We start from the raw sequence: 15,822 nt of genomic DNA, 5'->3' as shown, positions 1-15,822 counted from the left end.
GCCGATTCTTTGGCCGGTGCGGCGCGCGAGGACGACAATGTCGGGGCACGCGCAGGATCGACGGCGGGAGGACACCGATGGCGCTGGATCTCAACAGCGATCTCGGCGAGGGCTTCGGCCCGTGGACGATGGGCGACGACGCGGCGATGCTCGACATCGTGACCAGCGCCAACATCGCCTGCGGCTTCCACGCGGGCGATCCGTCGATCATGCGCGCCACCTGCGCGACGGCGGTGCGCAAGGGAGTGCGGATCGGCGCGCACGTCGGGTACCGCGATCTGGTCGGATTCGGCAGGCGCGCGATCGCCGTCGCGCCCGCCGAGCTGCGCGACGAGGTGCTGTATCAGATCGGGGCGCTGGATGCCTTCGCCAAGACGGCGGGCGACCGGGTCCGCTACGTGAAGCCGCACGGCGCGCTCTACCATGCCGCCGCGGCGGATCGGGAGCTGGCCGAGGCGCTGCTCACGGCGTTGGCCGACTACGACGCCGAGCTCGCGCTGCTCGGCCCGGCCGGGACGGAGCTGGAGACGGCCGCCGCCGAAGCGAAGATCCGATTCGTCGGCGAGGGCTTCGCCGATCGCGCCTACACCCCGTCCGGCTCGCTCGCCCCGCGCGGACAGCCCGGCGCGGTATTGCACGCCGACGAGGCCGTGGCCCAGGCGATGTCGATCGCGGCGTCGCGCACCGCGCGCACGATCGAGGGCGGTGCGGTCGCGGTCACCGCGGCCAGCCTGTGCGTGCACGGCGACACTCCCGCCGCGGTGGAGATGGCGCGCCGGATTCGCGCGTCGCTCGCCGAGTCGGGTGTGCCGGTCGAGCCGTTCGCGTAAACCGGAGCGATGCGATGAGAAATCCCAGCGCCGCTCTGCGGGATCGAAAATCGCCCTGGCAGCAGTACATTCGTGCCGCTGGGGATCGAGCATTGCTGGTCACGCCGAGCGAGCCCGCCCTGGCTGCCAGGTTGGCGGACGGGCTACGCGACAGCGCACCCGAGGGCGTCCAGGACGTGCTGCCCGCCGCCGAGACCGTGCTGGTGACCCTGGTATCCGCCGATGACGCCGAATCGGTGCGCCGCGAGATCTGCGCACTGCTGGAAGACGCCCAGCACGAGCCTGATTCGCCGGATGTTTCCCGTGAAACACTGCCGCACAACGATTCTCCCGAGCCGATCGTCATTCCGGTGCGCTATGACGGAGCGGATCTGGCCGGCGTCGCCGAACTGCTCGGCATGACCGAGGACGAGGTGATCGCCGCGCACACCGGCACGGTGTGGCGCTGCGCGTTCGTCGGATTCGCACCGGGCTTCGGCTACCTGGAGTCCCCCGACGGCCGTTTGAGCGTCCCGCGCAGGGACTCGGCTCGCACGTCGATACCCGCGGGCGCCGTCGCGCTCGCGGGCGGCTACTCGGCGGTGTATCCGCGCAGCACACCGGGCGGCTGGCAGTTGATCGGCCGCACCGAGCTGCCGATGTGGGATGTCGACCGCGATCCGCCCGCGCTGATCCGCGCGGGCGGTCTGGTCCGTTTCGAGGTGGCCGGATGATGTTCGTCGAGTGGGTCGGTCCGCTGGCCACCATCCAGGATCTGGGCCGCCCGGGTTGGTTCGATTCCGGCGTCGGACCTTCGGGCGCGGCCGATCGCGCGTCGTTGCGCCTGGCGAATCGGCTGGTCGGGAATCCGGAGGGCGCCGCGGCGATCGAGGTGCTGCTCGGCGGCCTGGTGTTGCGCGCCGAACGGCACCACACCGTCGCCGTCACCGGCGCGCCCGCCCAGGCGGTGCTCGACGGTACCCCGGTCGGTCATGCCAGCGTGCTGGAAATCGAAGAGGGACAGTCCCTTCGGCTCGACTTCGCGCCGAACGGGCTGCGCAGTTACGTCGCGGTGCGCGGCGGCATCGACGTCGCGCCGGTGCTCGGATCACGCAGCCGCGACACCCTGTCCGGCATCGGGCCGGAACCGCTGCGCGCGGGCGTTCGCCTGCCGATCGGGCCGGTGCCGCGCGAGCTGCCGCTCGTCGATGTCGCGCCCGTCGCCGGTCCGTCCGGCGGGCTCGTCACGGTGCGTGCGTTGCTCGGCCCGCGCGACGACTGGTTCGACGACGCCGCAGCGCTTTTCGCGGGCGAGTGGGCGGTTTCACCCGACACCGACCGGGTGGGCGCCCGCATCGGCCGCGTCAGCGGACCGCCGTTGCGGCGGCGGATCACCGGCGAATTGCGTACCGAGGGCATGGCGCTCGGCTCGGTGCAGGTGCCGCCGAGCGGTCAGCCGGTGATCTTCCTCGCCGATCACCCGATCACCGGCGGCTATCCGGTGATCGCGGTGGTACTCGACGCCGACGTCGACGCGGTGGCCCAGGCCAGGCCGGGTCAGCGACTGCGCTTCCTGCGGGTCAGCTGATCACTTCGGCACGCTCACGTCGGCGCGCATCAGATACACGTTGTAGGTGTCCCAGGCCGAGATGGTGAAGTACAGATCCCGTCCCGACGACCACGGGTGGATGAAGCCGCCGTAGGCCTTCGGGTAGTCCGAGGTGTACGCCAGCGGCACCGATTCGGTCCAGATACCCTGCGGCGCAGCGGCTTCGCGCAGCACGATGGCGCCCTGCGCCGAATCCAGGTACACCATCTGCCATGTGCCCGCGGCCGCGTCGTAGCGCACCGACACCTCGCTCGCTATGCCGAGAAACAGTGGCGTCGCGTGGTTTTCGATGACCGGCGCCCAGCTGCCGTGCACCCAGTACTGGTAGGCGGTCTTGTTCAGCACCTGATTCTTCGGCGCCCTGGCCAACCCGACCATGCCGACCCGCCCGTTGGGCGTGCCGAACATGTACACGTAGTCGCCCTGCGGGACCATCGCGGTGACCTGGAACTGGCCGATGCCGAAGAGGTTGTCCCACTTGGCGTACTGATCCTTGGTCCAGGTGCTGCCGTTGTCGTCGGACCAGGCGATGCCGCCGTAGTTGGTCCGCCACAGACCGGGGATACGGCTCCACCTGTTCACCGACATGTAGCTCAGGTACTGGCGCTGCCCGATCGCGAACCCCGAGGTCGGGATCACGGTGGTCTCCCAGTTCTTGATCTTGCGGCTGCTCAGGATCTCGGCCGCGTGGCAGCGGGTGTCCTGCACCATGGTGTCGATGGTCAGGCCGTCGGACAGGTCGCGGTCGGTGCTGTAGGCGAGTACGTTGCTGCGCCAGTCCGGGCCGCCCGCGCCGCCGGTGACCCAGCCCTCGCCGAAGGTGTCGCCGAAGACCACGGCGACCTCGCCGGGCTTGGTCTCCCACATCAGGCCCAGGTCGGTGCCGTCGACCTGCCAGCGCATGTCGGTGCGGTTGTCCGAGCCGTGCCCGGTGACCTGGCCGACCAGTTCGACCTCGTGGACCAACGGCTTGCCGACGCTTTCGGCCACCGGCCCCGGTTCGACCGGATGCACGACCAGCGGCGGCGGATCCTGGGGCTTCTCGCCGGGACCGCCCGGCACGGGAACGGGGATCGGCTCGATCTCCGGGCGGAACTCGATGCGCGACAACTGGATTCCGCCGTTGCCCGAGCCGGTGCCGCTGCCCGTGCCTGAACTTCCTGTGCCGGAGCTGCCTGTGTCCGCACTGCCCGTATCCGCACTGCCCGTGCCGGAACCGCTGCCGCTGCCCGAGCTCGATCCGGTGCCGGGGGCGGGCGCCTCGGGCGTCTCCGGGTCCGAAGCCGCTGTCTCCGGTTTCGGCGTGTCGCGGATGTCGGGACACGGGTTCCGGCACGGATCCTCGGGCAGCGGCTCGGGAACGATGCGGGTGGTGTCCTGCGGCGGGTCCGGCACCGGCACCGGGGTGATCTCCGGGATCGGCACGGGAATGTCGATCTGCGGCGGCAGCACGATCGGCGGTGCCGGCGGCAGGTTCGGGTCGGGCTCACGGGCAAGCGGATCGAATCCCGTCTCGCCGCACAGATTCACCGGTGGAGGCGCCCACGGATGCGGAGCGGCCTGCGCGGGCGCGGGGACCGTCAGCACTCCGGCGAGCAGTACCCCGAAGAGCGCTGGGGATTCCAGCTTCCGCGGCAGCGCTCCCATATCTGTTGACTCCCTGGTCGAATTGGTCGCAGCTCGATCAACTTACCGGAACGGACGTGCTCCGGCCGGGCGCCGTGCGGCGCCGATCGCGATCGCGATGGAACCGTATTCGGGCCGGTCGCGTCCAAGCAGATATGAACGACATCGAGTACGGCTTCGGGACGGGCGACGGCACCGTCCACGTCTGGTCGTCACCGGCCGATCTCGACCTGGCAGGCACCGGCACCGCCGACGCCATCCAGCTGGATTTCGACGGCGACGGCCTGGTCGACGACGCGATGTGGGATTCGCACGGCACCGGCATCGCCGACGTGACCGCGCTGGATCTCGACGACGACGGCGTGCTCGACCACTTCTATACCGATCCCACCGGCCTCGGCACCTGGAATCACCAGGTCACCGGCTCGGCCGCCGACGCGTCCAGCGAACCGCTCGACTGGATCGTGCGCACCGGCCCCGAGCCCCTCGCCGCCCCGCAGTACGGTGCGGCCCCCACCGTCACCGAAGCCCTCGCCGACTACCCGATCCACCCGGAACCGATGGCGCACGCAGGCGCCGTGCACCAGGTTCCCCCGTGGGACCACCCGGCGTCGCCGCGAGACCTGCCGCCCGCCCCGAATCATCCCGAGCCGCAGCATCATTCGATGCTCGGGTCGGAGTATCCGATGTGGTCCGACCGCCAGGCCCGCCCCGGCGACCCGCCGCTGCCGACCGAGACCGCGCCGATGGGCGAACCGCCCGCGCAGGCACCCGACCTGTTCGAGGATTCGCACTCGCGCTGGTGATCCGCGAGCGCCCGCCGTTCTAACGCGCGGTCGTCCGCCGCCTGCTGTTCAGCGCGATCGCGAGAATCCCCAGTCCATACCCGACCGCGCCCGCCACGACCACCGGCAGTGAACGCCCGTCGTCGGGGATCAGCACGGCGGCGAGTGCGATGGCCGAGACGAACGCGATGTTGAAGACGGTGTCTTGCAGGGCGAACACCTGTCCGCGTCGCGCGTCGTCGATATCTATCTGCATGGTGGCGTCGCCGGTGAGTTTGATCGTCTGCCCGGCCAGCCCGAACAGGAAGGCGCCCGCCAGCAGCAGATGATGCGCGCGCTCGGCCGCCGCACCCGCCTCGGCCACGGCGATGGGCGTCACCAGGGTCAACTGCACGACCATCGCCGCCACCAGCCCGGTGACCACCGTGCGCGATCGGCCCAACCGCGGGATCACCAGCGGCGCGACGACGGCGGCGACCAGCATGCCCGCGGCCGTCGCGGCGATCGCCACACCGAACCCGATCAGCCCGCTGCTCAGCCCGGAACCCTCGGGCACATGCCGCAACACCAGCACCATGATCAGTGTGTTCGCCCCGAACACCACGCGGTGCGTGCCGATGCCGATCATCGCCGTGGTCACCGAGACCGACTGCCACACCGCCATCGCGCCGGTGCGCAACCCGGTGATGATCGCGTGCGCGGTCCCTTCCCGGACCTCGCTGCCGTCCTCCGGGCCGAGCACGCCGGACCGGAAGCCCGCCGCGAGGAGCGCGCCGAGCACCGAACCGGCCGCGCTGATCGCGACGGCGACGGCCGACCCGAAATCGCCCGCCCCGATCACCCCGATGGCGGCCACCGCGATGGCTGCGCCCGCGGCCGCGCACCCCGAGGCCACCGTGGCGAGCACCGAATTCATCGGCACCAGCCACTGCTGGGCGAGCACCTTCGGCAGCGCCGCCGAGACGCCCGCCATCACGAACCTGCTGATGCCGATCACGGCCAGCGCGAGCAGCAGCACCGGTGGCTCGGCGACCCCCGCGACCAGGCACACGCTCGTCACGCCGATCAGCACGCCACGCAGCACATTCGCCACCAGCAGCACCGCGCGCCGATCCCAGCGGTCGAGCAACGCGCCCGCGTAGGGCCCGATCACCGAATACGGCAGCAGCAGGACGGCGAAGCCGGCGGCGATGGCCAGCGGATCGGTCTCGCGCTCGGGATTGAACAGGATCGCGCCGGACAACGCCGCCTGGAACATCCCGTCACCGAACTGTCCGGCGAAGCGCACGATGGCCAAGCGCACCACGCCGGGACTCTCGCGCAGCGCCGTGCGCAGCCGAACGCGCGGCGCGTCGGCGAGCGGGCTGTCTTCTTGGCGACCGATCGACACCGCCCTGATTGTGCCCTCTCGACCGAGCACGGGCGGAGATACGTCCCTCAGTCAGCCCCAGCTGACCAGGGAACTGACGGCCGCGCGCATATCCGGCGCCATCGGCAGCTCGTCGAGTGCGCCCGCGTCTATCCAGGCGAAGGCGTCGTGTTCGCCCGGCGCCAGCGCCACCTCGCCGGGCTCCACCTCGACCAGGAAGCTGAACTTGCGCACCCTCGGTTTGGTGCGGGTGGCGTAGTCGATGCCGCCGAGGAACTCGGTGATGCTGCGCACCCGCAGCCCGGTCTCCTCGAACAATTCGCGCGCCACGCACTCGGCGAAGGTCTCCCCCGATTCCACGCCGCCGCCGGGCAGTTCGTACATGCCGCCGTGGTAGTCGTCGGGCACCCGCCGGACCACGAGGAGCTTCCGGTCGCGGAACACGGCGACACCGACCACGAAGTCGCTGATGCCGTCGCGGCGCGCCTCGGAGCGGAGCTGCCGCTCGATGCGATCGAGCGCCTCCCGTCGCATTTCGGCTCTCACCTCCGGTTCCGTTGGGGCGCATCGTGTTACGAACCCGGTGCCGTCGGGAGAGGGCTCCGTCGCCGGTTACCCTACGTGTCCTGTTCTCGCGTCGCCGCACCGGTCGGTACTGGTTGCCTGCCGTTCACCCGCTGGTCGCTCGCGTAAAATGCCGAGTGCAGGACAATTTACTAGGAATCAGGAGTACGTCGACCTCGAGTGCTCCTACCCTGAAAGGTGATCGGTGCACGGTCGGAGAGAGGAGGACCCAGATGTCCACACTCACGACGCCCCACATCGATGTCCACCGTGGCGGCGACCGCATGAAAACGCGGGTGTCCTGGTTGGATTCGAAGCATTCGTTCTCCTTCGGTGAGCACTACGACCCGGAGAACACCCACCACGGCCTGCTGCTGGTGAACAACGAGGACATCGTGCTGCCCGGGCAGGGTTTCGACACCCACCCGCACCGGGACATGGAGATCGTCACCTGGGTCCTAGGCGGCAGCTTGGTGCACCAGGATTCGCTCGGGCACAGCGGCGTCATCTACCCGGGCCTGGCCCAGCGGATGAGCGCGGGCACCGGCATCCTGCATTCGGAGAAGAACGACTCCTGGCGGCTGGACAACAGTGCCGAGCACCAGGAGCCCGTGCATTTCGTACAGATGTGGGTGGTGCCCGACGAGCCCGGCCTCACCCCCGGCTACGAGCAGCTGGAGATCGACGACGAGCTGGCGGGCGGCGGCCTGGTCACCGTGGCCTCGGGCCTGCCGCGCTACCGCGATCGCACCGCCATCGCGATCAACAGCAGCCATTCCGCGCTGCACGTGGCCCGCATGGCCGATGCGGAGCCCGGCGCCGAGCCGCAGGTGATCGACCTGCCGGACGCGCCGTACCTGCATCTTTTCGTCGCCCGCGGCGAGGTGGAGATGGAGGGCGTCGGACCGCTGTACGAAGGCGACGCGGTGCGCCTGACGCGCAGCGGCGGCCAGCGCATCACCGCGCACGGCCCGGCGGAGGTCTTGGTCTGGGAGATGCACGCGCGACTCGGCGGACAATGAGCGGTCCCTCGTTCGGTATGTCCGATTAACATCCGAATGTACGGAGCGCGATCAGTAGGCGACCGCCGCGCAGCGCCCCAGCAGAACCCGCGAGACCCGCAGCGAGTTCCCCAGCGGCACCGACTGAGAGGAAGTCCATGTCGCAATATCCCCCGCCCGGACAGTACCCTCCGCCGCCGCCCGGACAGTATCCGCCGCCCGGCGGGTATCCCCCGCCCGGACAGGGCGGCTACTGGCAGGAATCGCCGAAGGGCAAGGGGCTCGCCATCACCGCGCTGGTGCTCGGCATCCTGGCGTTGCTCAGCTTCTGGACCATCCTCGGCGGCGCCGTGTTCGGCCTGTTCGGCCTGATCTTCGGCATCATCGCCTTCGCCAAGGCCAGGAGGGGCACCGCGGGCGGGACCGGAATGGCCGTCACCGGTTCGATCTTGAGCGTGCTCGCCCTGATCGGCACGGTCCTGATCGCCATCGTCGGTTGGAGTTTCTTCGTCGATTCCGGCGGCAAGGATCTGCTCGACTGCCTGGACAAGGCCGGCAACGATCAGGCCAAGATCGACGAGTGCGAGCGGAAGTGGAACCAGAACATCGAGGATCGCTTCAGCGTCACGCTGACGCCGCGGCCGACGCCATAGGCGAGTTCATTCGTGCTTGGGCGGGATCGTCGCCGCCCTGGTAGCGGCGATCACCTCCGGTAGCTCCGGCCGGTAGTCCCGGTTCGGCCGCGCGACCCAGGTGCGGTAACCGGTGTGTTCATCGGCGGGCGATGGCAGCACGATTCGGCTGCCGGGCAAGGCGACCGCGGCGCAGACCCGGAAAAGGTCGGCGAAGAGCGCCATGTCCAGGTAGGAGTTGTCGGTCGGACCGGTCAGGAACGTCCAGCGCCCTGAACGCGGATGCGCGATGATCGGTCCGCCTTGTCGTCCGCCGGTGGTGAGCAACCCGCGCACCTTCGTGCCGAGGGAGGCGGGCATGACGACCGCGCCGACGGCCCCGACCTCGAGCATGATGCGACCGAGCGCCGGGTCGACGACGGCGTACAGCCCGTTGTCCTTGCGGTAGTGGCGGCAGCGGGCGAAGGCGTCCTGGTTGGCCGTGTACTCCTGAGCGGCCGCATGCGATGGCGAGGCGTCCGGCGATCCGAGTGGACCGTGACTGCCTGATTCAATGCGGAACGTGCTCATGACGAACCTCGCCTCGATACGGAGTGAACGTGACGGGTGAATCGGCCGTTGGTGTCGACCCTAGCCCTGCGCAACTGGGTTGACAATAGTCACACGCTGGCGTGTTGCCGAGGCGTAGCATCCCGTGCTATGGCACCCGTCTCGCCCACTGTCGCGCGTTGGGAGCTGGTGCTGCGCCTTCGCGAGTTGCGTGAGCAGCGTGGCTTCGATTCCGCCACCTTCGCCAAGCTGGTCGGCTTCACCCCGGCGAACTGGTCGCACGTGGAGAAGGGCAGGCGCGTACTCACCGGCAACACCATCGGTCCCGTGCTCGAACTGCTCGAGGTGACCGCCGAGGAGAGCACCGAACTGCTCACCCTGCTCGACGCCAGCAAACAGCGCGGCTGGTGGGCGAAGTCCTCCGCGCTGATCGGCCCGGAACTCCAGCGGCTGTACGGAATGGAGCACGGCGCGCAGAGCATCCGCAGTTACGACAGCCTGATCGTGCCGGGTTTGCTACAGACCGAGGCCTATGCCCGCGCACTCATCAGCGCCGACGTGATGATCCGTCCCGTGCAGGTGGAAGAGCTGGTGTCCATCCGCATGCGTCGCCAGGAACGGTTGCGCGGTCCGGACCGCGTCGAGCTCACCGCCGTCATCGGCGAAGCCGCGCTGTTGCAGCAGACCGGCGGCCCGGCCGTGCTGCACGGCCAGCTCGAACACCTGGCCAAACTGATCGAAGAACTGGACAGTGTCGAGGTGCGCGTCATCCCGTTCGCCGCGACCGCGGGCGCCACTCTCGGCGGTTGCAGCTTCCATCTGATCGACTTCGTCGGAGTGCAGCTGCCCACCTTCGGCTGGGCCGAGAGCGCGGTGTTCGGCGGTGCGGTCGACGACCCCGATCTGGTGCGCGATCTGAGCTTCGCCTACCTGCGCGCGTTGGAGCAATCGCTGACCCGTGACGAATCATTGGCCCTGATCAGACGGTACGCGCTCGGGTAAAATCCTGCCCATGGCCACCACCGCTAGCCCCCAGCCGGGCTCCACCGGCTGGTTCACGTCGAGCCGATCGAACAACGGCAACCAATGCGTCGAGGTCCGGTTCGATGGTGATGCGGTGCTCATCCGTGACAGCAAATACCGCCGCAACCCGGCCAACCGCCCCGCCGAAGAGCCCATCATCACCGTCACCGCGAGCGCATGGACTTCGTTCCTGACCTTGCTCAACAGTGGACGGGCGCACACCGACCTGATCGTCCACACCGCCGCGGACGGCGCCACCACGCTCCGCCACGGCGACGTCACCCTCACTTACACCCCCGAAGAGTGGGAAGCCTTCCTCGCCGGCGCGCACGACGGCGAGTTCGACAGCATCATCCTGCCCGCCTGATCGCCAGCCCCCGGTCGCCGCGCGACCGGGGGTTCACTCTGCGTGAACGGGCCGCGTCCGCGGCGGTTATCGCCTCGCGCGCTCGCGCCGGATCGGCATACTGGACATCGTGACTTCCGAACCGATCAGCCCCTCCGGCCTCGACCTGTCCCATCTCGACGACTCCGTCCGGGTGCAGGACGACCTGTTCGTGCATGTCAACGGCAAATGGCTGGACCACTATCGGATACCGGCCGACCGCGCGGTCGACGGCGCCTTCCGCGCGCTGTACGACCAGGCCGAGCTGGACGTCAAGGCCATCATCCAGAACGCCGCGGCCGAGGCGGCCGAGCCGGGCACCGACGCGCGCAAGATCGGCGACCTGTACTCGAGCTTCATGGACACCGAGACCGTCGCCGCCGCCGGGCTCGCGCCGATCTCCGCCGAACTCGCGGCCGTGCACGAGGTCGCCGATCGCAGCGCCTTCGCCGCGCTGCTCGGGCGGCTCCAGCGCACCGGCATCGGCGGCGCGGTCGGCGTCTACGTCGACACCGACGACAAGGACTCCAGCCGCTACCTGGTGCACGCGGGCCAGTCCGGCATCGGCCTGCCCGACGAGTCCTACTACCGCCAGGACGAATTCGCCGAGATCCGCGCGAAGTACATCGCGCACATCGGCCGCATGTTCGCGCTGGCCGCGGCCGATCCGCGCATCGCCGCGCTGCTGCCGGAAGACCTGGACTCGATCGGGCAGCGGGTGTTCGAGCTCGAGCGCAAGCTGGCCGCGGGCCACTGGGACGTGGTCCGCCGCCGCGACGCCGAACTGAGCTACAACCTCACCACATTCGACGCGCTGGTCGCCGAGAACCCCGAATTCGACTGGGCCGCGTGGACTTCGGCCCTCGCCGCAGGCGCGGGCAAGCCGGCCGACGAGCTGTTCGCCGAAGTGGTGGTGCGTCAGCCCTCGTACCTGCGCGCCTTCGCGCAGACCTGGGCCGAGGAAGATCCGGCCGACTGGCGGGCCTGGGCCGCGTGGCGCGTCCTGCGTTCGCGCGCGGCGTATCTCACCGACGAGGTGGTCGAGGAGAACTTCGACTTCTACGGCCGCACGCTCACCGGCGCCCAGGAGAACCGGGAGCGCTGGAAGCGCGGCGTCTCCCTGGTGCAGGAACTGCTCGGCGAATCGGTCGGCAAACTGTATGTGGCCGAGCACTTTCCGCCGGAGGCGAAGGCTCGGATGGTCGAGCTGGTCGCCAATCTCCAGGAGGCGTACCGTCGCAACATCTCCGAGCTGGAGTGGATGGGGCCGGACACCAGGAAGGCGGCGCTGGCCAAGCTGGAGAAGTTCACCCCGAAGATCGGCTACCCGGAGCGCTGGCGCGATTACTCCGCCGTGGTGATCGATCCCGCCGACCTGGTCGGCAACTACCGCAGCGGGTACTCGGCCGAGCACGATCGCGATCTGAAGAAGCTCGGCGGGCCGGTCGATCGCGACGAATGGTTCATGACCCCGCAGACGGTGAACGCCTACTACAACCCGGGCATGAACGAGATCGTCTTCCCCGCCGCGATTCTGCAGCCGCCGTTCTTCGACATGAACGCCGACGACGCGGCCAACTACGGCGGCATCGGCGCGGTGATCGGCCACGAGATCGGCCACGGCTTCGACGATCAGGGCGCCAAGTACGACGGCGACGGCAACATGATCGACTGGTGGACCGATGCCGACCGCGCCGAATTCGCCAAGCGCACCAAGGCTTTGATCGATCAGTACAGCGTGCTCTCCCCGAAGGACCTGGCCGACGAGCACACCGTCAACGGCGAATTCACCATCGGCGAGAACATCGGCGATCTCGGCGGCCTCTCCATCGCCTTGGAGGCGTACAAGATCTCGCTGAGCGGCGCCGAGCCCCCGGTCATCGACGGGCTCACCGGTTTGCAGCGCGTCTTCTACGGCTGGGCCCAGGTCTGGCGCACCAAGGCTCGCTCCGAGGAGGCCATCCGCCGCCTCGCCGTCGACCCCCACTCCCCGCCCGAATTCCGCTGCAACGCCGTCGTCCGCAACATCGACAGCTTCCACGAAGCCTTCGACGTCAACCCCGGCGACGCCCTCTACCTGGAACCCGCCGAACGCGTGAAAATCTGGTAGTCCTGTCGAAATCGCTTCAGCGGAGGCGGGATTCGTCTTCGGGATCGAAGAAGAAGATCTCGTCGGGTTCGGCGCGTAGGTGGAGTCGGTCGCCGAGGGCGAGGTGGAAGCGGCGGTCGACGCGGGCCACCACCTTGCCGGTGCGGCTGCGCCAGTCCTCCGAGGCGCCGTGGCTGTAGACGAAGGATTCGGCGCCGATTTCTTCGAGGATTTCGGCGGTGACCGTGAGGCCGGTCGCGGGATCGGCGGTGACTTCCCAGGATTCGGGGCGGATGCCGACGATGACGCGATGGCCCGCTGCGGCGCTGCGGGGCAGCGGGATTCGGAGGTTGTCGAGCACCGCGGCGCCGTCGCGCACGGGCGCGTCGAGGAGGTTCATGCCCGGCGAGCCGATGAAGCCTGCGACGAAGGTGTTGACCGGGTCGTCGTAGAGCGCGCGCGGGGCGGCGATCTGCTGAAGCCTGCCCTCGCGAAGCACGGCGACCCGGTCGCCCATCGTCATGGCCTCCACCTGGTCGTGGGTGACGTAAACGGTGGTGGCGCCGAGGCGTTTCTGCAAAGCGGCGATCTGAGATCGGGTGCTCACGCGCAGTTTGGCGTCCAGGTTGGACAGGGGCTCGTCCATGCAGAAGACCTGTGGCCTGCGCACGATTGCCCGCCCCATGGCGACGCGCTGGCGTTGCCCGCCGGAGAGCTTGGCGGGCTTGCGGTCGAGCAGATCCTCGAGCTCGAGCATCTCGGCGGCCTCCTTGACCCGGACGGCGGCCTCGGCCTTGTCGACTCCGGCATTGCGCAGCGCGAATCCCATATTCTGCGCGACGGTCATGTTCGGGTAGAGCGCGTAGCTCTGGAACACCATGGCCACGTCGCGCGCCCGCGGCGGCAGTCCGGTGACGTCGCGGCCGCCGATCAGAATGCGCCCGCTCTCCACCGATTCCAGCCCGGCCAGCATGCGCAGGCTGGTGGACTTGCCGCAGCCCGACGGTCCGACGAGGACCAGGAACTCCCCGTCGGCGATCTCGAGCTCCAAATCGTCGACAGCGGGCGCGGGCGCACCGTGATATCGGTGGGTCACCCGGTCGAAATGCACCGTCGCCATGCTGAAGTCTCCTCGTGTCGTCGCGGGAACTTACTTGGGTAGCTTGGGCGTGACCTGGCGGTCGACAATCGTCTGCAACTGCTGCGCGACATTCGCGAAAACCGTTGCGGGATCCGCATTCCGAAGTCCAATCTGCTCCAATCCTGTTCCGATGATCTGATCGCCGCCGGGCACGAAAACGCGAGCGTAATCCTGCGACTTGGTCAGCGGCAGTTGCTCGATCGCGACCTTCGCGTTCGGATTCTCGGCCAGGAATCGCTGCTCGCTCGGGTCGTGCACGGCCGATTTCCGTACCGGCATGTACCCGGTGTTCTGCGAGAAATACGCGGTGCTCTCGACATTGGTGACGAATTCGATGAATCTGAGCGCGTTGACTTTTCGCTCGTCCGAGATACGCGACGGGATGGCGAGTCCCGCACCGCCGGTGGTGACGCCGGGCCCGGTGGGATGCGGCAGGAACGCGGTGCCGAAATTCAGCTTGCCCTCGGCGTTCTTCTTTATCCCGCGCAGATCTCCGGTGGAGGCGATGGTGGAGGCGATCACGCCTGCGCCGAAATCGACCGCGATCTGCGGCTCGATGCCCGCGTATTTCTTGGTGTGGATCATCTGGCGCAGGAAGTTGCCCGCCGCGATGGTGCCGGGTTCGGTGAACTTCAGGGTCCAGCCGTCGGAGTACGCGCCGCCGAAGGTCCAGTTCGGGCCCTGGAAGGTCCAGGCCAGGTAGTTCTTCGCATCGCCCCAGCCGTGCGCGAGTTTGCCCTCGCCCACCACGGATTGGATCCTCGGGCCCCACTCGTCGAACTCCGGCCAGCTCTCCGGACCGCGATCGGGCAGTCCGGCCGCGGCCCAGACATCCTTGTTGTAATAGAACAGCGGCGTCGATCTGGCGTAGGGCAGCGCGTAATGCTTGCCGTCGAACAGGTAGTCGGCCGCCAGCGAATCGACGTAGTCGTCCAGCCGCACCCCGGCGTCGGCGAAGTGCCCGTCCAGGGGTTCGATGGTGCCGTTCAGCGCGTAGTTGAACCACCAGACATCCGAGAGCACAACCACATCCGGCAGCGCACCGCCGGAAAGTGCCGCGTTGAACTTCTGCGACACCTCCTCGTAGTTCTTGCCCGCGTCGACCAGGTCGACCCGCAGATCAGGGTATTTCGCGTGGAACCGCCGGATCAGCTCCAGCTCGAATTCCTTCGAGGTGCCAGGGTGATTCGACCAGAAGGTGATGGTGTTCGCGTCTCCGCCCTGCTCACCCCCGCCGCCGGTGCCCGCGCACGCGGTCAGCGCCACTCCCGCGGCGGCCGCGCCCGCCAGTCCGATGAATCCGCGCCGGGACAGCCCGGGGAACGGTGCTGCGGTCACGTGATTCCTCACTTTCCGACGGATCTGCCCGTCAACCCTTGACCGCACCGGAGGTGAGGCCCTTGATCATGTGGCGTTGCAGCAGCAGGAACACGACGAGGATCGGCAGCATGGTGAGCAGCGTCCCCGCCATCACCGGCCCCCAGTTGGTGACGCTGGGATTCTCGGTGTTCTGCAGCAGCGTCAGGCCGACCGGCAGCGTCGCGACGCGCGTGTCGTCGGCCATCAGGAACGGCCAGAGGTATTCGTTCCACTCGTTGACCAGCGTGACCACCGCGAAAGCGACCATCGTCGGCCCGGACATCGGCAGCACCACCCTGGTGAGCAGCCGCCACCAGTTGGCGCCGTCCATGCGGGCCGCTTCGATGATCTCCGTGGGCAGCGAGAGGAAGTGGTTGCGCATCAAGAAGGTTCCGAAGGCGACGCCGCAGAGCGGCACGATGATGCCCTGAAAGGTGTTGCGCCACCCCCACTGCGCGACGAGCGCGTAATTGGAGATGACCGTGATCTGGTTCGGCACCATCAGCGCCGCGATGATCACCAGGAAGATCACCGTCTTGCCCGGGAAGCGCAGAAACACCAGGCCGTAGGCGCTGAGCACGCCGAGCGCGAACTTCACCGCGGCGATGGTCCCGGTGACGAGCAGCGAATTGCGCAGGAAGGTCCAGAACGGCAGCGCCGAGGTGGCCTCGGTGTAGTTCTCCGGATGCCAGCTGTGCGGCCAGTACACGGCGGGCTGGGTGTAGATGTCCGGGCGCGCCTTGAACGAGGTGATGACGATCCAGAACAGCGGGACGCCGACGACGGCGAGCACGCACACCATGGCCGCGTACCCGAGCAGGGTCGCCGCCCGCTGCCGTCGGCGGTACGAACGTGTCTGCGGCCCTGTGTTTTTCATCGTT

At 68.5% G+C, this 15,822-nt stretch carries 16 protein-coding genes; 9 read left to right on the top strand and 7 right to left on the bottom strand.

Annotated features, from left to right (window positions below; genetic code table 11):
* The first annotated feature begins 77 nt into the window (after positions 1-77).
* Genes ACRWNM_RS29730 through ACRWNM_RS29720 form a run of 3 tightly spaced genes read left to right on the top strand, consistent with a single transcriptional unit; the run spans position 78 to position 2,397 of the window.
* Complete coding sequence (locus ACRWNM_RS29730) at positions 78-830, top strand: LamB/YcsF family protein (RefSeq protein ID WP_431971441.1); 753 nt, start codon at positions 78-80, stop codon at positions 828-830.
* A gap of 14 nt (positions 831-844) precedes the next feature.
* Complete coding sequence (locus ACRWNM_RS29725) at positions 845-1,543, top strand: 5-oxoprolinase subunit B family protein (protein WP_431971440.1); 699 nt, start codon at positions 845-847, stop codon at positions 1,541-1,543.
* The gene (locus tag ACRWNM_RS29720) at positions 1,540-2,397 is read left to right on the top strand and encodes a biotin-dependent carboxyltransferase family protein (protein WP_431971439.1); all 858 of its coding nucleotides are present in this window, start codon (positions 1,540-1,542) and stop codon (positions 2,395-2,397) included. The genes ACRWNM_RS29725 and ACRWNM_RS29720 overlap by 4 nt, the downstream gene beginning before the upstream one ends.
* On the opposite strand, the gene ACRWNM_RS29715 is transcribed toward ACRWNM_RS29720, so the two are convergent.
* Positions 2,398-4,065, bottom strand: a complete 1,668-nt coding sequence (locus ACRWNM_RS29715; protein WP_431971438.1) for a DUF4185 domain-containing protein — start codon at positions 4,063-4,065, stop codon at positions 2,398-2,400.
* A gap of 134 nt (positions 4,066-4,199) precedes the next feature.
* On the opposite strand from ACRWNM_RS29715, the gene ACRWNM_RS29710 reads away from it, so the two are divergent.
* On the top strand, positions 4,200-4,850 hold the full coding sequence (locus ACRWNM_RS29710; RefSeq protein WP_431971437.1) for a hypothetical protein: 651 nt from the start codon (positions 4,200-4,202) through the stop codon (positions 4,848-4,850).
* Positions 4,851-4,869: 19 nt separating this feature from the next.
* Here the strand turns inward: ACRWNM_RS29710 and ACRWNM_RS29705 are convergent, their stop codons facing one another.
* Both ACRWNM_RS29705 and ACRWNM_RS29700 read right to left on the bottom strand, forming a co-directional pair.
* Positions 4,870-6,219: an MFS transporter gene (locus tag ACRWNM_RS29705; protein ID WP_431971436.1), complete on the bottom strand. Its 1,350-nt coding sequence runs from the start codon at positions 6,217-6,219 to the stop codon at positions 4,870-4,872.
* 51 nt (positions 6,220-6,270) lie between these two features.
* Positions 6,271-6,744 carry an NUDIX domain-containing protein gene (locus ACRWNM_RS29700; protein ID WP_245668567.1) on the bottom strand — a complete coding sequence of 158 codons (474 nt, stop codon included), beginning with the start codon at positions 6,742-6,744 and terminating at the stop codon, positions 6,271-6,273.
* A 251-nt stretch (positions 6,745-6,995) separates the two neighbouring features.
* On the opposite strand from ACRWNM_RS29700, the gene ACRWNM_RS29695 reads away from it, so the two are divergent.
* On the top strand, positions 6,996-7,784 hold the full coding sequence (locus ACRWNM_RS29695) for a pirin family protein (RefSeq protein ID WP_431971435.1): 789 nt from the start codon (positions 6,996-6,998) through the stop codon (positions 7,782-7,784).
* Between the two features lie 137 nt (positions 7,785-7,921).
* Positions 7,922-8,416 carry a DUF4190 domain-containing protein gene (locus ACRWNM_RS29690; RefSeq protein ID WP_431971434.1) on the top strand — a complete coding sequence of 165 codons (495 nt, stop codon included), beginning with the start codon at positions 7,922-7,924 and terminating at the stop codon, positions 8,414-8,416.
* A gap of 6 nt (positions 8,417-8,422) precedes the next feature.
* Here the strand turns inward: ACRWNM_RS29690 and ACRWNM_RS29685 are convergent, their stop codons facing one another.
* Positions 8,423-8,965, bottom strand: a complete 543-nt coding sequence (locus tag ACRWNM_RS29685; protein ID WP_431971433.1) for a hypothetical protein — start codon at positions 8,963-8,965, stop codon at positions 8,423-8,425.
* Positions 8,966-9,094: 129 nt separating this feature from the next.
* Here ACRWNM_RS29685 and ACRWNM_RS29680 point away from each other — a divergent pair, with 129 nt between their 5' ends.
* From ACRWNM_RS29680 to ACRWNM_RS29670, 3 genes are all read left to right on the top strand, one after another.
* Entirely contained in the window at positions 9,095-9,946 is an 852-nt protein-coding gene (locus ACRWNM_RS29680; protein ID WP_431971432.1) for a Scr1 family TA system antitoxin-like transcriptional regulator, read from the top strand.
* 10 nt (positions 9,947-9,956) lie between these two features.
* Complete coding sequence (locus tag ACRWNM_RS29675; RefSeq protein ID WP_431971431.1) at positions 9,957-10,334, top strand: DUF397 domain-containing protein; 378 nt, start codon at positions 9,957-9,959, stop codon at positions 10,332-10,334.
* A 109-nt stretch (positions 10,335-10,443) separates the two neighbouring features.
* Entirely contained in the window at positions 10,444-12,462 is a 2,019-nt protein-coding gene (locus tag ACRWNM_RS29670) for a M13 family metallopeptidase (RefSeq protein WP_431971430.1), read from the top strand.
* A 16-nt stretch (positions 12,463-12,478) separates the two neighbouring features.
* Here the strand turns inward: ACRWNM_RS29670 and ACRWNM_RS29665 are convergent, their stop codons facing one another.
* From ACRWNM_RS29665 to ACRWNM_RS29655, 3 genes are read right to left on the bottom strand one after another with little or no spacing between them, the layout of a single operon-like run.
* Complete coding sequence (locus ACRWNM_RS29665; RefSeq protein WP_431971429.1) at positions 12,479-13,561, bottom strand: ABC transporter ATP-binding protein; 1,083 nt, start codon at positions 13,559-13,561, stop codon at positions 12,479-12,481.
* 30 nt (positions 13,562-13,591) lie between these two features.
* On the bottom strand, positions 13,592-14,920 hold the full coding sequence (locus tag ACRWNM_RS29660; protein ID WP_431971428.1) for an ABC transporter substrate-binding protein: 1,329 nt from the start codon (positions 14,918-14,920) through the stop codon (positions 13,592-13,594).
* Positions 14,921-14,951: 31 nt separating this feature from the next.
* Entirely contained in the window at positions 14,952-15,818 is an 867-nt protein-coding gene (locus ACRWNM_RS29655) for a carbohydrate ABC transporter permease (RefSeq protein ID WP_431971427.1), read from the bottom strand.
* Between the last annotated feature and the right edge of the window lie 4 nt (positions 15,819-15,822).

The organism is Nocardia sp. bgisy134 (assembly GCF_965341865.1).
Taxonomy (GTDB): domain Bacteria; phylum Actinomycetota; class Actinomycetes; order Mycobacteriales; family Mycobacteriaceae; genus Nocardia.
This window is presented reverse-complemented; position numbering and strand designations above follow the sequence as displayed.

Coding starts and splice junctions, on each gene's coding strand:
- ACRWNM_RS29715 (WP_431971438.1), bottom strand. CDS start 4,065: ATGGGAGCGCTGCCGCGGAAGCTGGAATCCCCAGCGCTCTTCGGGGTA.
- ACRWNM_RS29730 (WP_431971441.1), top strand. CDS start 78: ATGGCGCTGGATCTCAACAGCGATCTCGGCGAGGGCTTCGGCCCGTGG.
- ACRWNM_RS29665 (WP_431971429.1), bottom strand. CDS start 13,561: ATGGCGACGGTGCATTTCGACCGGGTGACCCACCGATATCACGGTGCG.
- ACRWNM_RS29695 (WP_431971435.1), top strand. CDS start 6,996: ATGTCCACACTCACGACGCCCCACATCGATGTCCACCGTGGCGGCGAC.
- ACRWNM_RS29725 (WP_431971440.1), top strand. CDS start 845: ATGAGAAATCCCAGCGCCGCTCTGCGGGATCGAAAATCGCCCTGGCAG.
- ACRWNM_RS29675 (WP_431971431.1), top strand. CDS start 9,957: ATGGCCACCACCGCTAGCCCCCAGCCGGGCTCCACCGGCTGGTTCACG.
- ACRWNM_RS29710 (WP_431971437.1), top strand. CDS start 4,200: ATGAACGACATCGAGTACGGCTTCGGGACGGGCGACGGCACCGTCCAC.
- ACRWNM_RS29720 (WP_431971439.1), top strand. CDS start 1,540: ATGATGTTCGTCGAGTGGGTCGGTCCGCTGGCCACCATCCAGGATCTG.
- ACRWNM_RS29690 (WP_431971434.1), top strand. CDS start 7,922: ATGTCGCAATATCCCCCGCCCGGACAGTACCCTCCGCCGCCGCCCGGA.
- ACRWNM_RS29680 (WP_431971432.1), top strand. CDS start 9,095: ATGGCACCCGTCTCGCCCACTGTCGCGCGTTGGGAGCTGGTGCTGCGC.
- ACRWNM_RS29655 (WP_431971427.1), bottom strand. CDS start 15,818: ATGAAAAACACAGGGCCGCAGACACGTTCGTACCGCCGACGGCAGCGG.
- ACRWNM_RS29685 (WP_431971433.1), bottom strand. CDS start 8,965: ATGAGCACGTTCCGCATTGAATCAGGCAGTCACGGTCCACTCGGATCG.